This is a genomic window from Rhodococcus huquni, from assembly GCF_055231055.1.
Genome location: NZ_JBUYWE010000001.1, coordinates 107,580 through 123,955, shown reverse-complemented (window position 1 = coordinate 123,955; position 16,376 = coordinate 107,580). Strand labels below are relative to the sequence as shown.

The following is a 16,376-nucleotide window of genomic DNA, read 5'->3' as shown; positions in this document are numbered from 1 at the left end:
GCACTCCTCGGACGAACGCGACGCACGTCCGGTCCAACCGCACGAATGTTCCGTTCGTCCGAGTCACGAAAGCAGGGGCACGATTCGGGGCGGGATTTCGTTCAGCGCATACGGGAGGCTGAGCACTGTGCTCCAGGTCATCGCCTCGGCCGCTTCGTCTTCGAGGACGATGGTGCGCCCGTCCTTCACCACCTGTAGTTCTTGGTAGAGCGGTGTCTTGTCGAGCTCCGCGCGAAGCTTGTCTCCGAATCCGCCACCCGCATACCAGACCAGCAGGTCGACCTCCGCCAACGAGAGCTGCTCTGTACTGATCTCGGCGAAGTTCCCGGTGATCTGTTCGAGCACAGGCGGATTGACGAATCCGAGTTCGTTGAAGAAGCGCACCTTGGGGTCCGCAGCCCCGTAGACCCCGAACTGCCCTGGCCCCTTCAGTGCGCCCACCAGGACCGTCTTGCCCGCGAATGCGGGGTTCGCGGCTCTTGCCTTCTCGAAGTCTCCGTCGACCGAGGCCACAAGCTCCGCCGCCTCGCTGCTCTTCCCGAGTGCGTCACCGAGAATCGACGTCTGGTCCTGCCACGGCACGCCGTAATCGGCGAACTGAGCAGGTTGTGCGACAGTCGGCGCAATCGCGCTCAGCTTGTCGTACTCGGCCTTGGTGAGGCCCGAATACGTGGCGACGATCAGATCCGGCGCGGCGACGGCCACCTTCTCGAAATCGATACCACCCGACGCCGCCGCCACGATCTCCGGCTTCTGCCCCTCGGCCGCCTCCTGCGCCCAAGGCCACAGACCGTTCGGGTAGTCGCCGTACCAGTCGAACGTGCCGACCAGCGTTCCGCCGAGCGCCAGAACGGTGTCTTGATCGTTGTAGCCGACACTCACGATCCGCTGCGGGTCGGCAGGCACCTCGGTCGAGCCGTACTTGTGCTCGATCGTCGCACCCGTTGCCCCGCTACCGCCGTTGCCCGAGTCACTGCTGCACGCCGCCGCGAACGCGAGGAGGGCACCACCCGAAGCCACGAGGAACCCCCGCCGACTCAACGAACTCTGCCGATTCGAGGTGTTCATGTGTCCCACGCCAGCCATTCGACGAGCCTCTCTGCAATCCGGTACGCCTACGTCGAGCGACACTAATCGACAAACCTCTGGGATGGGGGCGGCCCGTCACGGTTCGGGAGGCAGTATGGAGGCATGTCACATCACGGCCCCACCGACGACATCGACGAAACCGAGCTGGTCGTCCGACCGCCGAAGGACTACGCGGCGGGCGTACCCGCGGTCCTCGTGTCGTTGAAACGGGGACTGGAGCAGATGGGCGCAGTGCGCACTTCCCGCACGCTCGTCCGTCTCAATCAGCGTCATGGCTTCGACTGTCCCGGCTGCGCGTGGCCCGAGACACCCGGCCACCGAAAGCCGGCCGAGTTCTGTGAGAACGGAGCGAAGGCCGTCGCGGAGGAAGCCACACTTCGCACTGCCGATCCACAGTTCTTCGCAGAGCACTCGGTGCAGCAGTTGTCCGAGCGAACCGGCTACTGGCTGGGGCAACAGGGCCGAATCACCCACCCGATGGTCTTGCGGCCGGGCGCGAGTCACTACGAGCCGATCGAATGGGACGACGCGTACCGCCTGATCACCGACCACCTGAAGTCGCTGAACGATCCCGACGAGGCCGTGTTCTACACGTCGGGCCGCACCAGCAACGAGGCCGCCTTCGCATATCAGCTTCTGGTTCGCAGCTTCGGAACCAACAATCTGCCGGACTGCTCGAACATGTGCCACGAGTCTTCCGGCACCGCTCTCACCGACGCCATCGGAATCGGGAAGGGGTCGGTCACCGTTCCCGATCTGGAGGACGCCGACCTGATTCTCATCGCCGGGCAGAATCCGGGGACCAATCATCCACGCATGTTGTCGACACTCGAGAAGGCGAAGGAGCGCGGCGCACGAATCGTCGCCATCAACCCGCTTCGCGAGGCCGGCCTGCTGCGATTCAAGGATCCCCAGAAGGTGAAGGGAGTCGTCGGCAACGGCGTCGACATCGCCGACGAATACCTACAGATCCGGCTCGGCGGTGACCTCGCCCTGTTCCAGGGCCTCGGCCGACTTCTCCTCGACATGGAGAGATCTGCACCTGGCACGGTGGTCGATCGCACGTTCGTCGACGACTACTGCACCGGCTTCGACGAGTACGAGGCGCAGGTCGGCGATGTCGACCTCGACACCGTCCTGGAGGCAACCGGTCTCACGCTCGACCAACTGCTCGACACCGCACGCGACCTTGCCCGTTCCGAGCGAACCGTCATCTGCTGGGCCATGGGCTTGACCCAGCACACCCACGCCGTGGCAACGATCCGCGAAGCGACGAACATCCTGCTGATGCGCGGGATGATGGGAAAACCCGGCGCCGGTGTATGCCCGGTGCGTGGACATTCGAACGTTCAGGGCGATCGCACGATGGGCATCTGGGAGCAGATGCCCGAGAGCTTCCACGAGGCACTCGACCGCGAGTTCTCCATCACGACCCCGCGCCGTCACGGATTCGACACTGTCGACGCCATCAGGGCGATGCGTGACGGCCGCGCAAAAGTCTTCATGGCCATGGGTGGCAATTTCGTCGAGGCAACCCCCGACACCGCCCTCACGGAAGATGCCCTACGGAGTTGCGAACTCACGGTGCAGATCTCGACGAAACCGAACCGAAGCCACCTGGTCCACGGTCGCACCGCACTGATCCTTCCGACGCTGGGCCGAACAGATCTGGACGTGCAGGCGAGCGGCAAACAAGTGGTCTCGGTGGAGGATTCGATGTCCATGGTGCATCTCTCCCGCGGTCGACTACACCCGGTGAGCGACCACCTGCGCAGCGAGGTCGCCATCGTCTGCCAGCTGGCGCGGGTATTGCTCGGCGCCGATCACCCCGTACCGTGGCAGCCGTTCGAGGACGACTACGACAGGGTCCGCGACTCGATTGCTCGTGTCGTGCCCGGATGCTCCGACTACAACAGCCGCGTCCGTGAACCGGACGGGTTCGGTCTCCCGCACCCGCCACGCGATGCCCGCGAGTTCGACACTCCGACCGGCAAGGCCGCATTCGGCGTGCACGACCTCGAATGGATACCCACTCCCCCCGGTCGTCTGATCTTGCAGACGATCCGTAGCCACGACCAGTACAACACCACCATCTACGGACTCGACGATCGTTACCGCGGAATCTCGGGTGGCCGGCGTGTCATTCTCGTCAACGGCGAGGACATCGCCGAACTCGGCTTCCACGACGGCGATCTCGTGGACGTGGTGTCGGAGTGGCCGGCCGACGACGGCTCGATTCAGGAACGCCGAGTGACGGACTTCCGCATCGTCCACTACGACACACCGCGCGGCAACGCGGCGGCGTACTACCCCGAGACCAACCCGCTCGTGGCGCTCGATCATGTGGCGCGGCACTCGAACACTCCGGTCTCGAAGGCAGTCGTCGTGCGCCTGGAAAGGAGTTCGTGATGGGCCGGGTCACCGCCAGACGCCGGATCGTCAGGGTGACGGCGAACGGCTCGTCGGCTCGCCCCGATTCCTTGGCCGTTGAGGAGCCGTTCGAAGTCAGGATCGGGGGGCGCTCCCTGTCCGTCACGATGCGCACACCGGGTGCGGACATCGATCTGGTGCACGGATCGTTGTTCGCGGAGGGTCTCGTTCACAACCGCTCGGACATCTCCGAGATTCGCTATTGCGACGGCGTCGATTCCGACGGAATGAACACCTACAACGTCGTCGACGTCGACTTTGCCGACGGCAGGTCGTTGCCCGAATCACAGCGTCGTCGATCGGTCGTCAACTCGGCATGTGGGGTGTGTGGCAAGACATCTGCCGAAGAAATTCGACAGAGACTGCCGTTCCCACCGCGCGATGCCACCCTGTCCGTCGACACCACCACGCTCTCCGAGATGCCGGTGACGCTGCGCCGCGGCCAGCGCGGCTTCGACTCCACCGGTGGCCTCCACGCCGCCGGATTGTTCACTGCCGACGGCGCGCTACTGGTGCTGCGCGAGGACGTGGGACGGCACAACGCCGTGGACAAGGTTCTCGGGTGGGCCGTACGCGAAGGGCGTCTACCGCTCGCGGACACCGTGCTCGTCGTGACCAGTCGGGCATCGTTCGAGCTGGTACAGAAGGCGGCCATGGCCGGGATTCCTGTCCTGGCCACCGTATCTGCACCGTCCTCGCTCGCCGTGGACCTCGCGGACGAGTGCGGCCTGACGCTGGTCGGGTTTCTCCGCGGCGACTCGATGAACGTCTACACCCACACCGAGCGACTGGAGATCGCCGTGTGACCGTCGGTCAGACAGCTATGGATACACGCAGAGTCGCGCCGGTCGCCGCCTGAACTTCCGCAACACTCACGCCGGGCGCGGTCTCGATCAGTTCGAGGCCGTCCGGCGTCACGTCGATGACCGCCAGGTCGGTCACGATCTTCTGCACGCACCCCTTGCCCGTGTACGGGAGTGTGCATTCCTCGAGGATCTTGGGTTCGCCCTTCTTCGTGACGTGATCCATCATCACGATCACCATGCCCGCGCCGTGCACGAGATCCATTGCGCCGCCCATGCCCTTGACCATCGCGCCCGGGACCATCCAGTTCGAAAGGTCGCCGTGCCGGCTCACCTGCATCGCACCCAGGACCGCGACGTCCACCGCGCCGCCCCGGATCATCGCGAACGAGTCGGAGGAAGCAAAGAAGGCGCCGCCCGGCAGTACGGTGATCGTCTCCTTGCCTGCGTTGATCAACTCCGGATCCACTTCGTCCTCTGCGGGATACGGCCCGACGCCGAGCACACCGTTCTCGGAGTGCAGAATCACGTCCATACCGTCCGGGATGTGACCGGGGATGAGGGTGGGCATGCCGATGCCCAGGTTGACGTACTGCCCGTCCTCGAGTTCGGCGGCTACTCGCGCAGCCATCTCGTCACGTGTCCAGCTCATGCTCGCACCGTCCTGTTCTCGATACCGGTTTCCTGGGGGCCGACCTCGACCACTCGCTGAACGAAGATCCCCGGTGTGTGCACCTGCGCCGGATCCAGTTCTCCCGGCTCCACGAGATGCTCGACCTGAGCAATGGTGATCCGTCCGGCACCTGCCGCATCCGGGTTGAAGTTGCGCGCGGTCTCGCGAAAAACGAGGTTGCCGTGGCGGTCGCCCTTCCAGGCGTGTACCAGGGCGAAATCGGTACGAATTGCACGTTCGAGGACGTAACTCTGCCCGTCGAACTCGCGGGTCTCCTTCGGTTTGCTCGCGAGCGCGATTCCGCCGTCGCCGTCGTAGCGAATGGGCAATCCGCCTTCGGCGACCTGGGTCCCGACACCTGCCGGCGTGTAGAAGGCGGGGATTCCGGCGCCGCCGGCGCGCATGCGCTCGGACAGCGTGCCCTGCGGGGTCAGCTCCACGTCCAGTTCACCACTGAGGTACTGACGTGCGAACTCCTTGTTCGCACCGACATACGAGCTGATGGTGCGACGGATGCGACGGTTCTCGAGCAATCGGCCAAGGCCGAATCCGTCGGTTCCGCAGTTGTTGCTGACCGTTTCCAGATCGGTGGCGCCCTGTTCGAGGATCGCATCGATGAGTACGGACGGGATCCCGACCAGGCCGAATCCGCCGACCGCGAGCGAGGCTCCGTCGGGAAGATCGGCGACCGCTTCCGCCGCGGACGCGAAGACTTTGTTGACCATGAGAGCCAGAATACACTGATGTTCGTGATATGAACATAGTTACGCATTGCGAACACGATCGGCTTGCCGAACCCGGCAGAAGGAGACAGATCGATGACGGTGACACTCTCGAGCCAAGCGACGGGCCCTCGCGACGAAGCGGCACACGCACCCGCGGTGATCCTGCTCGGATCGCTCGGATCCGACCTCTCCATGTGGGCGCCACAGGTGGAGCGATTGTCGGACCGCTTTCGCGTCGTTGCGATCGACCATCCAGGACACGGCGGGTCACCGCTCCCCGAGGGTCGGTGCACGATCGCCACGCTGGCCGAGGCCGTCCTCGCCGTCCTGGATTCGCTCGACATCGACGAAGCGCACATCGTCGGGTTGTCGCTCGGCGGTGCCGTCGCCCAGTGGCTGGCCGCCCACTCACCCTCGCGCATCCGCACCCTCAGCCTGCTCTGCACGGCCGCGAAGTTCGGCGAACCGCAGGGGTGGATCGACCGTGCAGCGGTCGCGCGCAACGACGGCACGGAATCGCTGGCGGACGCGGTCGTGGACCGCTGGTTCACCGACGGATTCGCCGCCGAGAACCCCGAATTCGTGGCCCGCCACCGCGCCATGATCGCCGCGACGTCCAACGAGGGATACGCCTCGTGCTGCGAGGCGCTTTCGGACTGGGACTTCGCTGCCGACCTCGGACTGATCGCGGCGCCGACGCTGGTACTCGCCGGCGAAGAAGACCCCTCCACACCACCTTCGGTCATGCAGGTGCTGGCCGACGGAATCGCAGACGCCCATTTCGAGGTTCTCTCCCCCGCGGCCCATCTCCCGAATCTGGAGCAGCCGACCCGCGTCACCGAACTCCTCCGCGCTCACTTCGACGCGCGCACGCCGAGCAGGGACGGCGAGAAGTCGTGAACAACACAGACGAGAAGATCGAATCCACAATCGAAGCAGGCGTCGAACGCGCCCCCGGCTCGTCCGACTACGTGCAGTCGTTGGCACGGGGTCTTGCCGTCGTGCGGTGCTTCGATTCCGACCGCCGACGCCAGACCCTCAGCGAGGTCGCGCGATCCACCGGACTCACCAGGGCGACAGCTCGCCGGTTCCTGCTGACCCTTTCCGAACTCGGGTACGTCGACACCGACGGCTCCCAGTTCTGGCTGACCCCACGCGTTCTCGAACTGGGCTACTCCTATTTGTCGAGCCTCTCGCTTCCCGAAGTCGCGACGCCGATCCTCGAGAAGCTGAGTCGCCAGGTCGACGAGTCCTCGTCGGTGTCGATCCTCGACGGCGACGACATCGTCTACGTCGCGCGTGTCCCGGTCCGCCGAATCATGACGGTGGCCATCACGATCGGGACTCGCTTCCCGGCGTACGCCACCTCGATGGGCCGGGTGCTGTTGGCCGGGTTGCCCGACGACGAACTCGACGAGTACCTCACCCGTCTCGAACTACAGCCACTCACGGATCACACGGTCACGATCCGCGAAGGATTGCGGTCCACACTCCTCGAGGTACGCGAAAACGACTACTGCATCCTCGACCAGGAACTCGAGGCAGGACTGCGATCGATGGCCGCACCGATTCGCGACTTGGCAGGGAATACCGTTGCGGCTGTGAATATATCGACACACGCGGCCCGCTACACGATGGATCGGCTGCACTCCGAGTTCGTCCCAGCGGTACAGTCCGCCGCCGCAGAAATCGGACAGGATCTCGCCATCGTCAACCGCTGACGTCCCTCCGCCCGGCTCGTCACTCACTGCACCAGGAAAGGCACCCCATGCGCGACATCGTCATCTGCGAACCACTCAGGACCCCGGTCGGACGGTTCGGTGGTGTGTTCAAGGATATTTCTCCCCAGCGGCTTGCCGGGGCCGTCATCACCGCCCTCGTCGAGAAGACAGGCATCGACGGCGCCCAGATCGACGACGTGATCCTGGGTCAGGCCTCGCCCGGCGGCGAAGCTCCGGCGATCGGCCGGATCGCGGCCCTGGACGCCGGCCTCGGTATCGACGTGCCGGGTATGCAGGTGGATCGCAGATGCGGTTCGGGACTCCAAGCAGTCATCACCGCGGCCATGCACGTCGCCTCCGGCGCGAACGACCTGGTTCTCGCGGGCGGTGCCGAATCCATGAGTCAGGCGGAGTTCTACGCGAATCCCACTATTCGTTGGGGAATCCGCGGAGACGGAGTCCAGTTGGCAGATCGACTCGCGCGCGCACGAGTGACGGCAGGCGGTGAGAACTTTCCGGTCCCCGGCGGAATGATCGAAACCGCAGAGAACCTGCGTGCGGAGTACTCCATCGGCCGCGTCGACCAGGATGCGCTCGCCGCGCAGTCACATGCCCGCGCAGTGAAGGCTCAGAACTCCGGCGTCTTTGCCGAGGAGATCGTTCCGGTCACGGTGCCCGGACGAAAGGGCACGTCGACGGTGATCGACACGGATGAGCATCCCCGCGCCGACACCACCGCCGAATCACTCGCGCAACTCCGGGCGATCCGCGGAAAGATCGACCCCGATTCAACCGTGACGGCCGGCAACGCAAGCGGTCAGAACGACGGCGCCGCGATCTGCATCGTCACGACCGCGGAGAAGGCCGAGCAACTCGGCCTCACACCGTTGGCGCGACTCGCGTCGTGGGCGGTGGCCGGGGTGGCACCACGCACGATGGGCATCGGACCGGTTCCTGCCACCGCGGCCGCGCTGGGCCGACTCGGACTGACCTTGAACGACATGGGGATCATCGAGCTGAACGAAGCCTTTGCCGCCCAGACGCTTTCGGTACTGCGCGAGTGGAAGATCGAACCCACCGACGAGCGGCTCAACCCACACGGCTCCGGAATCTCACTGGGACACCCGGTCGGCGCCACCGGCGGCCGCATCTTGGCGACTCTCCTCCGGGAAATGGACCGCACGGAAACTCGCTACGGTCTCGAGACCATGTGCATCGGCGGCGGCCAAGGCTTGGCGGCCGTGTTCGAGCGAGCCTGATCAGTCCAGCGCACAGACGAAGTCGATCGCGGCTCGGTATCCCTGGATACCGAGGCCCGCGACGACGCCGGTCGCGATGCCCGACACGTACGAGTGACGGCGAAACTCCTCACGAGCATGCACATTGCTGATGTGCACCTCGACGAGCGGAACTTCGAGGGTCACCAGCGCGTCGCGCAGCGCCACCGACGTGTGCGTGTAGCCACCGGGATTGATCACGACAGCAGACGCGGTCAGCCGAGCCTCGTGTACCCAGTCGATCAATTGCCCCTCGTGATTGGACTGCCGCGCGTCGATCTCGCGACCCGCCTGAGCCGCCGTGGTTCGGCACAACTCCACCACGTCGTCGAGAGTGGAGCGCCCGTACACCTCCGGCTGACGCTGACCGAGAAGATTCAGGTTGGGGCCGTTCAAGACGAAGATCGGGCCTGCTGCCGTCATTACTCGCTGTCCTCCACGTGTGTGAACCAACCAACTCGGATATCTTCAGGGCCGATGAACCTCGGGGCAAGCGCCCGATACGAGAAGGACGTTCGCGCGGAGAACCCGCACGAACGTCCATTCCCGGTCAAGCTACCTACGCGCTCTTGTCGCGACGCTCCCGCTCGGGCTTGCGCGGAACGATGGTGGGAAGCACGTTGTCGGTGACGGTCTCGGCGCTCACCACGACACGCTCGACATCGTCGCGACTCGGAATGTCGTACATCACGGGGAGGAGGACTTCCTCCATGATGGCGCGCAAACCGCGGGCACCGGTACCCCGGAGAATCGCTTGGTCCGCGATCGCCTCGAGTCCGTCCGTCGTGAACTCGAGTTCGACGTTGTCCATGTCGAACAAGCGCGTGTACTGCTTCACCAACGCATTCTTCGGCTCCGCGAGAATTTGGACGAGTGACTCCTTGTCCAGGTTCGTCACGGAGGCAACGATCGGGAGTCGACCGATGAACTCGGGGATCAAGCCGAACTTGATGAGATCCTCGGGCATGACCTCACCGAAGTGGTCCTGCGTGTCGATCTCCGCCTTGGATCGGACCTCGGCGCCGAATCCGATTCCGCGCTTCCCGATGCGGTCCGACACGATCTTCTCGAGCCCGGCGAACGCGCCCGCCACGATGAAGAGAACATTGGTCGTATCGATCTGAATGAATTCCTGGTGCGGGTGCTTACGTCCGCCCTGCGGGGGAACACTCGCCTGTGTCCCCTCGAGGATCTTCAGCAGCGCCTGCTGGACGCCCTCACCGGACACGTCCCGAGTGATCGAGGGGTTCTCGCTCTTGCGGGCGATCTTGTCGACCTCGTCGATGTAGATGATGCCGGTCTCGGCGCGCTTCACGTCGTAATCCGCAGCCTGAATCAACTTGAGAAGAATGTTCTCGACGTCCTCGCCGACGTAACCGGCCTCGGTGAGCGCCGTGGCATCGGCAATCGCGAACGGAACGTTCAGCATCTTCGCCAAGGTCTGCGCCAGATAGGTCTTACCGCAGCCCGTCGGGCCGAGCATCAGAATGTTGGACTTCGCCAACTCGACCGACTCGCCGTGCGCGTCGCGGTTCTTGTCGCCCGCCTGGATGCGCTTGTAGTGGTTGTAGACGGCGACCGCCAACGACCGCTTGGCAGAATCCTGACCGATCACATAGTTCTCGAGGAAATCACGAATCTCGGCAGGCTTCGGAAGCTCGTCGAGCTTCACCTCACTCGACTCGGCCAGTTCCTCTTCGATGATCTCGTTGCACAGGTCGATGCACTCGTCGCAGATGTACACCCCAGGTCCCGCAATGAGCTTCTTGACCTGCTTCTGACTCTTGCCACAAAAAGAGCACTTGAGCAGATCCCCGCCGTCTCCGATGCGTGCCATCTCGTCAGGTCCCTACTTCCTTCGTTTCCGTGCAACCCTCGCCCGAAGTGGATCTGGACGAAAGCCCGTTATGTGACCGTACCCGCAGATCGGGAACGAGGTCGACTGCTTACCGGTGATTCGCCGACGGATCTTTCGAAACCGTCCGCCCGAAGAACAGCCACGCTTCGCGCAGATACGTTTTCGGGGAACTCAGCCTCGCGGATCGCATCCCCGGCCCGCAGCAACCGCCCGATACTGGCGTGTCGCGAGCCGGGGTGAGACGGCGTGTAAACGACCTACTTCTGTGCGCTGAGCTTTCGGTACTCGAGCACGTCGTCGATGATGCCGTACTCCTTGGCCTCCTCGGCCGTCAGAATCTTGTCGCGATCGGTGTCCTTGCGAATGACATCGGCATCCCTGCCCGTGTGCCGCGCCAGCGTCAGTTCCATCTGGCGACGCATACGCTCGATCTCGCCGGCCTGAATCTCGAGGTCCGAGACCTGACCCTGGATCCCTTCGGTGGCCGGCTGATGGATCAGCACCCGCGCGTTGGGAAGTGCCATCCGCTTACCGGGCGTGCCGGCAGCGAGCAGGACGGCCGCGGCAGACGCGGCCTGACCGAGGCACACCGTGGTGATGTCGGCGCGCACGTACTGCATGGTGTCGTAGATCGCCATGAGCGACGTGAACGATCCACCGGGCGAGTTGATGTACATCGTGATGTCGCGGTCCGGGTCGAGCGACTCCAGAACGAGAAGCTGCGCCATCACGTCGTTGGCGGAAGCGTCGTCCACCTGTACGCCGAGGAAGATGATGCGCTCTTCGAACAGCTTGTTGTACGGATTGGACTCCTTGACGCCGTAGCTCGAGTGCTCGATGAACGACGGCAGGATGTAGCGGCTCTGCGGACCGGCCGGAGCCTGGCCACCGAGCTTACGGGGATCGAACATGTTGGTCATCGGTTCTCCAAAGGATTGTGGGGCGTGCGACGGCGCGATCCGGTCAGTTACCGGACCCGCCGGTCTGGCGCGCGCGGGAGACGACGTGGTCGACGAAGCCGTACTCGAGTGCCTCGGTGGCCGTGAACCAACGATCGCGGTCCGAGTCCTCGGTGATCTGCTCGATGCTCTGGCCCGTGTGCTCGGCGATGAGCTCGGCCATTTCACGCTTGGTGTGCTTGAACTGCTCGGCCATGATCGCGATGTCACTGGCCGTACCGCCGATGCCGGCCGACGGCTGGTGCATCATGATCCGCGCGTGCGGAAGCGCGTAACGCTTGCCCTTCGTGCCGGCCGACAGAAGGAACTGCCCCATCGACGCAGCAAGGCCCATACCGAAGGTCGCGACGTCGCACTCGGCGAACTGCATCGTGTCGAAGATCGCCATGCCGGAGGTGACGGAGCCACCGGGCGAGTTGATGTACAGCGAGATGTCCCGAGTGGGGTCCTCCGCCGACAACAGCAGGATCTGCGCGCACAGCTTGTTCGCGATGTCGTCGTCGACCTGGGTACCGAGGAAAATGATGCGCTCGCGCAGCAGGCGTTCGTAGACCGAGTCGCTGAGGTTCAATCCAGCGGTGGCCGAGGTCATGGCGGGACTCTGCAAAGTCTCCAGGTGATTGGAAGTCACGGTACCTGCCTTCTCGATAAATCGTCGATTGCTGACACTGACACTAACGAAGTGGGGCGGCACCGAAGTCCCGGTGCCGCCCCACTTCGCTCAAAGCGGAAAACTCTTCATTGACGACAGCGGCCGAATTGCCCCGCCACCTGCCTGTTTACTTATCTTCGCTCTCGGCGGAATCTGCCGTGTTGTCGTCGTCCTCGGACTCGTTGCCACCGAAGAGCTCCGATGTGTCGACAGCGGAACCCGTCGTGTCGGTGACCTTGGCCTGCTCGACCACGGAGGCGAGAGCCTTGCCCCGACGGACGTCCGCGAACACTGCGCCGAGCTGACCCGCCTGCTGGATCTGCTGAATGAACTGCTCCGGCGGCATGCCGTAGCGCTGCGCCTGGAACAGGATGCGCTCGGTGAGCTCGTCCTGACCGACCGTGATGTCGCCGGAATCAGCGATCGAGTCGAGCAGCAGCTGAGTCTTGACCGAACGCTCGGCGCCTTCCTGAGCTTCCTTGTCGAACTCTTCGCGAGTGGTGCCCTGCTCCTCGAGTGCCTTCTCGAAGGCTTCCTCGTCGTGATCGAAGCCGTGCACTGCGTCGTGCTGCGCCGCGTCGACCTCGGCCTTGACGACGGCGTCGGGCAACGGGATCTCGACGGTCTCGAGAAGCTGCTCGAGAACCTTGTCGCGGATCTGACCGGCCTGCTCGACCTTGCGAACGCGACCGACGCGCTCACGCAGATCTGCCTGGAGCTCTTCGAGGGTGTCGAACTCGCTCGCCAGCTGCGCGAACTCGTCGTCCGCCTCGGGAAGCTCGCGCTCCTTCACCGAACCGACGGTGACGGTGACGACAGCTTCCTTGCCTGCGAACTCACCGGCAACGAGGGTGGAGGGGAATTCCTTCGACTCCCCCGCCTTCACGCCGATGACGGCCTCGTCGAGGCCCTCGATGAGCTGACCGGAACCGACCTCGTGCGACAGGCCGGTGGCCGTCGCCTCGGGAACGGCCTTGCCGTCGACGGTGGCGGTCAGGTCGATCGACAGGAAGTCGCCGTCCTGCACACCGCGGTCGACACCGGTGAGGGTGCCGAAGCGCTGACGCAGCGACAACAGCTGCTCGTCGACCGCTTCGTCGGTGATCTCGACCGGGTCGACCTCGACGGCGATCGTCGAGTAGTCGGGAAGGGTGATCTCGGGGCGTACGTCCACCTCGGCGGCGAACTCGAGAACGTCACCGTCTTCGAGCTTGGTGATCTCGATCTCGGGCTGGCCGATGGCCTTCACCGATGAACTCGTCACGGCCTCGGAGTAGCGGCCGGGCAGTGCGTCGTTGACGACCTGCTCGAGGACCGCGCCGCGACCGACGCGAGCTTCGAGGAGCTTGGCCGGGGCCTTGCCCGGACGGAAGCCGGGGAGACGAATCTGCTGCGCGAGGGCCTTGTAGGCCTTGTCGAAATCAGGCTTGAGCTCCTCGAAGGGCACCTCAACGTTGATACGGACTCGCGTCGGGCTCAGCTGCTCGACGGTGCTCTTCACGGAAATAGCTCCTTCGTTGGTCTTGCACGTTCGATTTCGACAGATTTGCTGTCTGGTGGTTCTGGTCGGGGTGACAGGATTTGAACCTGCGACCCTCCGCTCCCAAAGCGGATGCGCTACCAAGCTGCGCTACACCCCGGTCCGAAAAGATTCTCGCCGACATCGCGAGGACCCGAGGGACGATCCTACGGCCCCCCGATTATGAATTCCAAAGCGAGGTTGGGTACAGTCTCCATCGCAGCCGGAGTTCACTGCTCGCAGCGATTTTCGACGTGCACGGGGATGTAGCTCAATGGTAGAGCCTCAGTCTTCCAAACTGATTACGCGGGTTCGATTCCCGTCATCCCCTCCACACAGGAGCGTTCCCCCACGGGAACGCTCCTTTTTCGTTTGCCCGCTTCTCGTCCCGTCACGATCACGCCGGTGTTCGCTCGCGGCGTAACCCGGGACCGCGTCGGTACTGTGGAAATTGTCCGATTTGCCACCTCCGAAACGTCCGGTCGTGAGGCCCCCATGGAATTCCTGCTCATCATCGTCGTCCTTGCCGCGGTCGTATTCGTCGTGGCCAAGACTCAGAATCGCTCCAGCGCGAACCGGCTCGAAGACGCCAAAGCGGACGCCCGCCAGGCGATCGAGCGTCTGGGCGGCCAAGTGTTCAATCTCGTCGGATCCGACACGCCCTCGAAGCAGGCCCTTGCGGACGCCTCGGAGCGCTACACGGCGGCCGGTTCCCAGATCGATCAGACAACCACTCCCGCTCAAGCCAGGCTCGCGAAACAGACGGCACTCGAGGGGCTCTATTACATTCGCGCCGCGCGCATCGCGATGGACATGGATCCCGGCCCCGAGGTCCCGTCGCTCGATGGGCAGAAGTCCGCGGGCTCGGTCACCGAGGACCGCGAAGTCGAGTTCGAAGGTCGACAGGTCGCGGCCTCGCCCAACCCGTCCTCACACACCCCCAACTACTACCCGGGCGGCCGCGTGGCCGGTCGCCCCGTACCCGCAGGTTGGTACTCGGAGCCGTGGTGGCGTCCCGCACTCGTCGCCGGTGCGTGGGGCATGGGTTCGATGTTCCTGTTCTCGGCGATGTTCTCCGGGATGTCCGGTGTCGGCTATTCCGCGAACGAGTTCGAAAGCGGCGCCGGTGACGGCTCCCAGGAACTGGGCGATGGCGGCGACGGCGGAGACGCCGGAGATGCCGGTGACATGGGAGACACCGGCGACATGGGCGGCGACTTCGGTGGTGGAGACTTCGGCGGCGGCGACTTCGGCGGCTTCGACTTCTGACTCCCCTGTGAGTGGTCTGCGAGTCCAGAGACTCGCAGACCACTCGCAGGATCAGGAGGGTTGGCAGGTGGGGCACCAGAAGAGATTGCGGCCCTTCATCACCGAGTGCAGAACGGGAGTGCCGCACACCCGACAGGGATCCCCGGCACGGCGATAGACGTAGGTACGTGGGCGGTCCTTTGCATAGGACGGTTCACCTTTGTCGTCTTCCGGCCTGACGACGTGCATCTTCCCGCGGCGAACTCCCACCTTCATCAGAGCGACCAGATCGGCCCACAGCGCATCCCATTCGGACCTCGACACTGCATTGCCGGGTCGGTCCGGGTGAATCTCGTGCCTGAAGAGGACTTCCGCGCGATACACGTTCCCTACGCCGGCAAGCACCGACTGATCCATGAGCAGAGCGCCGATCGAGACCTTGGACCGCGAGATTCGCGACCATGCCCGCTCCGGGTCTGCGTCCTTACGTAACGGATCGGGGCCGAGTCGGGCGACGAGTGCGTCCACCTTTTCCGGATCCAGCACTTCACACGCCGTGGGACCACGGAGATCGGTACCGAAACGAGAACCGATCATCCGCATCCGTACCTGTCCGACCGGCTCGTCCATCGGCACCGACGAATCGGTGAACGCGCCGTACAGCCCGAGATGAACGTGCACGATTCGGTCTGCCTCGTAGTGGTGGAACAGGTGCTTACCCCATGCCTCCGCTCGCAACAGAATACGACCGTCGACGAGCGCAGCGCCCTGCTCGAACCGGCCCTGCGGGCTCAGTACCCGGACCGGCGCGCCCGCGAACTCGCGATGATGCAGGCGCGCCAGTCGGTGAAGGGTGTGCCCTTCAGGCACGGGTATTCCTCAGGCCTGCGGTACCGCGGGCGCCTCGCCCGTCTTCTCGTACTCGGCGAGAATGTCGATACGGCGCTGGTGGCGCTCCTCGTCGGACCAGGCCGTCGCGAGGAAAGCATCGACGATGGCGATCGTTTCTTCCAGCGAGTGCATACGCCCGCCGATTCCGATGAGCTGCGCGTTGTTGTGCTGGCGAGCGAGCTGGGCGGTTTCGACGCTCCATGCGAGCGCGCACCGTGCACCCGGAACCTTGTTCGCGGCGATCTGCTCGCCGTTTCCGCTGCCACCCAACACGATTCCCAAGCTGCCTTCGTCGGCGACGACGCGACGTGCGGCCTCGATGCAGAACGCCGGGTAGTCGTCCACGGCGTCGTAGGCGTGTGCACCGCAGTCGACGGCTTCGTGTCCCGCCGCGGTCAGGTGTTCGATGATCTCGTTCTTACGTTCGAATCCGGCATGGTCGGCACCAAGGTATACGCGCATGGTCGGTGATTCTGTCAGATGCAGCGCAGGCTTCGATTGGTTGCCTCTCCCCGGCGCGCCTTAACCTGG

General features: G+C 64.3%; 16 protein-coding genes and 2 tRNA genes. 7 read left to right on the top strand and 11 right to left on the bottom strand.

Annotated elements, in window-relative coordinates; translation table 11 throughout:
• Window positions 1-63: 63 nt before the first annotated feature.
• The gene (locus ACZI8R_RS00575) at window positions 64-1,068 is read right to left on the bottom strand and encodes an iron-siderophore ABC transporter substrate-binding protein (protein ID WP_463377622.1); all 1,005 of its coding nucleotides are present in this window, start codon (window positions 1,066-1,068) and stop codon (window positions 64-66) included.
• Between the two features lie 123 nt (window positions 1,069-1,191).
• On the opposite strand from ACZI8R_RS00575, the gene ACZI8R_RS00570 reads away from it, so the two are divergent.
• Both ACZI8R_RS00570 and fdhD read left to right on the top strand, forming a co-directional pair.
• Window positions 1,192-3,498: an FdhF/YdeP family oxidoreductase gene (locus ACZI8R_RS00570; protein ID WP_463377621.1), complete on the top strand. Its 2,307-nt coding sequence runs from the start codon at window positions 1,192-1,194 to the stop codon at window positions 3,496-3,498.
• A complete protein-coding gene (fdhD, locus tag ACZI8R_RS00565) occupies window positions 3,498-4,325 on the top strand; it encodes a formate dehydrogenase accessory sulfurtransferase FdhD (protein ID WP_463377620.1) in 828 nt (275 codons plus the stop codon). The genes ACZI8R_RS00570 and fdhD overlap by 1 nt, the downstream gene beginning before the upstream one ends.
• 7 nt (window positions 4,326-4,332) lie before the next feature.
• Here fdhD and ACZI8R_RS00560 read toward each other — a convergent pair whose 3' ends face one another.
• Complete coding sequence (locus ACZI8R_RS00560) at window positions 4,333-4,974, bottom strand: CoA transferase subunit B (protein ID WP_463377619.1); 642 nt, start codon at window positions 4,972-4,974, stop codon at window positions 4,333-4,335.
• Window positions 4,971-5,720, bottom strand: coding sequence for a CoA transferase subunit A (locus tag ACZI8R_RS00555; protein ID WP_463377618.1), 750 nt, complete (start codon window positions 5,718-5,720; stop codon window positions 4,971-4,973). Before ACZI8R_RS00555 ends, ACZI8R_RS00560 begins: the two co-directional genes overlap by 4 nt.
• A 93-nt stretch (window positions 5,721-5,813) precedes the next feature.
• On the opposite strand from ACZI8R_RS00555, the gene pcaD reads away from it, so the two are divergent.
• From pcaD to ACZI8R_RS00540, 3 genes are read left to right on the top strand one after another with little or no spacing between them, the layout of a single operon-like run.
• Window positions 5,814-6,620: a 3-oxoadipate enol-lactonase gene (gene pcaD / locus ACZI8R_RS00550; protein ID WP_463377617.1), complete on the top strand. Its 807-nt coding sequence runs from the start codon at window positions 5,814-5,816 to the stop codon at window positions 6,618-6,620.
• A 29-nt stretch (window positions 6,621-6,649) separates the two neighbouring features.
• On the top strand, window positions 6,650-7,441 hold the full coding sequence (locus tag ACZI8R_RS00545; protein WP_463378174.1) for an IclR family transcriptional regulator: 792 nt from the start codon (window positions 6,650-6,652) through the stop codon (window positions 7,439-7,441).
• Between the two features lie 47 nt (window positions 7,442-7,488).
• A complete protein-coding gene (locus tag ACZI8R_RS00540) occupies window positions 7,489-8,700 on the top strand; it encodes an acetyl-CoA C-acetyltransferase (protein ID WP_463377616.1) in 1,212 nt (403 codons plus the stop codon).
• Here ACZI8R_RS00540 and aroQ read toward each other — a convergent pair whose 3' ends face one another.
• From aroQ to ACZI8R_RS00510, 6 genes are all read right to left on the bottom strand, one after another.
• On the bottom strand, window positions 8,701-9,141 hold the full coding sequence (aroQ, locus tag ACZI8R_RS00535) for a type II 3-dehydroquinate dehydratase (protein ID WP_463377615.1): 441 nt from the start codon (window positions 9,139-9,141) through the stop codon (window positions 8,701-8,703).
• 136 nt (window positions 9,142-9,277) lie between these two features.
• Window positions 9,278-10,555, bottom strand: coding sequence for an ATP-dependent Clp protease ATP-binding subunit ClpX (clpX, locus tag ACZI8R_RS00530; RefSeq protein ID WP_463377614.1), 1,278 nt, complete (start codon window positions 10,553-10,555; stop codon window positions 9,278-9,280).
• Between the two features lie 278 nt (window positions 10,556-10,833).
• Window positions 10,834-11,496, bottom strand: coding sequence for an ATP-dependent Clp protease proteolytic subunit (locus tag ACZI8R_RS00525; protein WP_463377613.1), 663 nt, complete (start codon window positions 11,494-11,496; stop codon window positions 10,834-10,836).
• A 43-nt stretch (window positions 11,497-11,539) separates the two neighbouring features.
• Complete coding sequence (locus tag ACZI8R_RS00520) at window positions 11,540-12,127, bottom strand: ATP-dependent Clp protease proteolytic subunit (protein ID WP_463377612.1); 588 nt, start codon at window positions 12,125-12,127, stop codon at window positions 11,540-11,542.
• Between the two features lie 187 nt (window positions 12,128-12,314).
• Window positions 12,315-13,688, bottom strand: a complete 1,374-nt coding sequence (gene tig / locus ACZI8R_RS00515; protein ID WP_463377611.1) for a trigger factor — start codon at window positions 13,686-13,688, stop codon at window positions 12,315-12,317.
• 62 nt (window positions 13,689-13,750) lie between these two features.
• Window positions 13,751-13,827: transfer RNA gene (locus ACZI8R_RS00510), tRNA-Pro, on the bottom strand.
• A gap of 139 nt (window positions 13,828-13,966) precedes the next feature.
• On the opposite strand from ACZI8R_RS00510, the gene ACZI8R_RS00505 reads away from it, so the two are divergent.
• Window positions 13,967-14,040: transfer RNA gene (locus tag ACZI8R_RS00505), tRNA-Gly, on the top strand.
• A gap of 161 nt (window positions 14,041-14,201) precedes the next feature.
• The gene (locus ACZI8R_RS00500; protein ID WP_463377610.1) at window positions 14,202-14,975 is read left to right on the top strand and encodes a DUF1542 domain-containing protein; all 774 of its coding nucleotides are present in this window, start codon (window positions 14,202-14,204) and stop codon (window positions 14,973-14,975) included.
• A 51-nt stretch (window positions 14,976-15,026) separates the two neighbouring features.
• Here ACZI8R_RS00500 and ACZI8R_RS00495 read toward each other — a convergent pair whose 3' ends face one another.
• Window positions 15,027-15,824 carry an Fpg/Nei family DNA glycosylase gene (locus tag ACZI8R_RS00495; RefSeq protein ID WP_463377609.1) on the bottom strand — a complete coding sequence of 266 codons (798 nt, stop codon included), beginning with the start codon at window positions 15,822-15,824 and terminating at the stop codon, window positions 15,027-15,029.
• Window positions 15,825-15,833: 9 nt separating this feature from the next.
• The gene (locus tag ACZI8R_RS00490; RefSeq protein ID WP_463377608.1) at window positions 15,834-16,307 is read right to left on the bottom strand and encodes a ribose-5-phosphate isomerase; all 474 of its coding nucleotides are present in this window, start codon (window positions 16,305-16,307) and stop codon (window positions 15,834-15,836) included.
• Window positions 16,308-16,376 lie beyond the last annotated feature (69 nt).